Consider the following 2077-nt stretch of genomic DNA (forward strand, 5'->3'; position numbering starts at 1 on the left):
GAGGCGGGGGCACGCCGCGCCGCCTTCGAGCCGCTGGCCAAGGAAATCCGCGCCACCGAAGCGCTGATGGACCGCATCCGCAAGCGCATCGACGGCATCGAGGACGAACTGTCCAATCCGGCGGTGTACGAAAAGGATCCCTCGACAGCGACCCGGCTGGCCAAGGAGCGCTCGCAACTGGCCCAGACGCTGGCCGGCCACGAGGAAAAGTGGCTGTCCATGTCGGCAGAGTATGAAGAAGGCACGGCGGAGTGATTACGCAATCTCCCCACAAGTGGGGAGATTGGCTAATCATCTGGCCCTACACGCGCCCTTTGAAACCCGCTAGTCTTGCCGCATGAACCAGCACGCCAAGCTTCGCATCGGCCATTCGGCCTGTCCGCATGATTGTCCTTCGACCTGCGCGCTCGAGGTCGAACTGCTCGACGGCAATCGGATCGGCCGCGTCCATGGCGCCAAGTCCAATAGCTACACCGCCGGCGTCGTCTGCGCCAAGGTTGCGCGTTATGCCGACCGCGTCCACCATCCCGACCGTTTGCTGAAGCCGCTGATCCGCGCCGGCGCTAAGGGCGACGGCACCTGGAAGGAAGCGAGCTGGGAGGCCGCGCTCGACCTCGTCGCCGAAAAGTTCATTGCGGCCGAGGAGAGGTACGGCTCGGAGACGATCTGGCCCTACTACTATGCCGGCACGATGGGGCTGGTGCAGCGCGACGGCATCGACCGGCTGCGCCACGCGAAAAAGTATTCCGGCTTCTTCGGGTCGATCTGCACCAATCTCGCCTGGACGGGCTGGATGATGGGGGCCGGCGCCTTGCGCGGGCCGGACCCGCGCGAGATGGCGAAATCCGATTGCGTGGTGATCTGGGGCACCAATGCGGTGGTGACCCAAGTCAACGTCATGACCCACGCCATCAAGGCGCGCAAGGAGCGCGGCGCCAAGATCGTCGTCATCGACGTCTACGAAAACGCGACGATGAAGCAGGCCGATCTTGGCCTTGTGCTGAAGCCAGGCACCGATGGCGCGCTGGCCTGCGCGGTCATGCATGTGCTGTTCAAGGAGGGCATGGCCGACCGCGCCTATCTCTCGAAATACACCGACGACCCGAGAGGGCTGGAAGCGCATCTCGAGACGCGCACTCCGGCGTGGGCGGCCGGGATCACGGGCCTGACGGTTGCCGAGATCGAGGCCTTCGCCCGCCTCGTCGGCACGACCAAGAAGACCTATTTCCGCCTCGGCTATGGTTTTGCACGCCAGCGCAATGGCGCCGTCAACATGCATGCCGCCTCGTGCATCGCGGCTGTCACCGGCAGCTGGCAATATGAGGGCGGCGGCGCCTTCCATTCCAATTCCGGCATCTTCAAGCTCAACCAGGATGTGCTCGAAGGCACCAGGATGCGCGATCCCTCGATCCGCTATCTCGACCATTCGCGCATCGGCCCGGTGCTGACCGGTGCCAGCGATGCGCTCTATGGTGGCCCGCCGGTGACGGCGATGCTGATCCAGAACACCAATCCGGTGAATGTCGCGCCGGAGCAGCGGCTGGTGACGCAAGGCTTCCTGCGCGACGACCTGTTCACTTGCGTGCACGAGCAGTTCATGACCGACACGGCCAAGCTTGCCGACATCGTATTGCCGGCCACGATGTTCCTCGAGCACGACGATGTCTACAAGGGCGGCGGCAACCAGCACATCACGCTTGGCCCCAAGCTGATCGAGCCGCCGGAGGGACCGCGCACCAACCATTTCGTCATCGAGCAATTGGCTGATCGCCTCGGTGTCGCCGACCGTCCGGGTTTCGGCCTGACCGAGCAGCAGCATATCGACATCATCCTGGGCAAGCGCGGGCTGGGCAGTTTCGAAAGCTTGAAGCAAGACAAATGGGTCGACCTGCAGCCGGATTTCGAGGCAGCACACTTCATCAACGGATTTGGCCACGCGGATGGAAAATTCCGCTTCCGCGCCGACTGGACCGGGCAGGCGGCGCCCAACCGGCCGCCCAAAAGCATGGGCCTGTTCGGCCCGGTGGCGCGGCTGCCGGAATTCCCCGACCATGTCGACCTGATCGAGGTCGCCGAC

The 2077-nt window shown here is 64.2% G+C and carries 1 protein-coding gene and 1 pseudogene; both read left to right on the forward strand.

Features of this window, described 5'->3' with window-relative positions; all coding sequences use genetic code 11:
• Positions 1-255: pseudogene (locus tag EN879_RS33320) on the forward strand (ABC transporter ATP-binding protein); the annotation flags it as partial.
• An 82-nt stretch (positions 256-337) separates the two neighbouring features.
• Positions 338-2077, forward strand: a 1740-nt coding sequence (locus EN879_RS33325) for a molybdopterin-dependent oxidoreductase (RefSeq protein WP_127274578.1), incomplete at its 3' end; no start/stop codon positions are given.

Source organism: Mesorhizobium sp. M7A.F.Ca.AU.002.02.1.1, from assembly GCF_003998535.1.
Classification (GTDB): domain Bacteria; phylum Pseudomonadota; class Alphaproteobacteria; order Rhizobiales; family Rhizobiaceae; genus Mesorhizobium; species Mesorhizobium ciceri.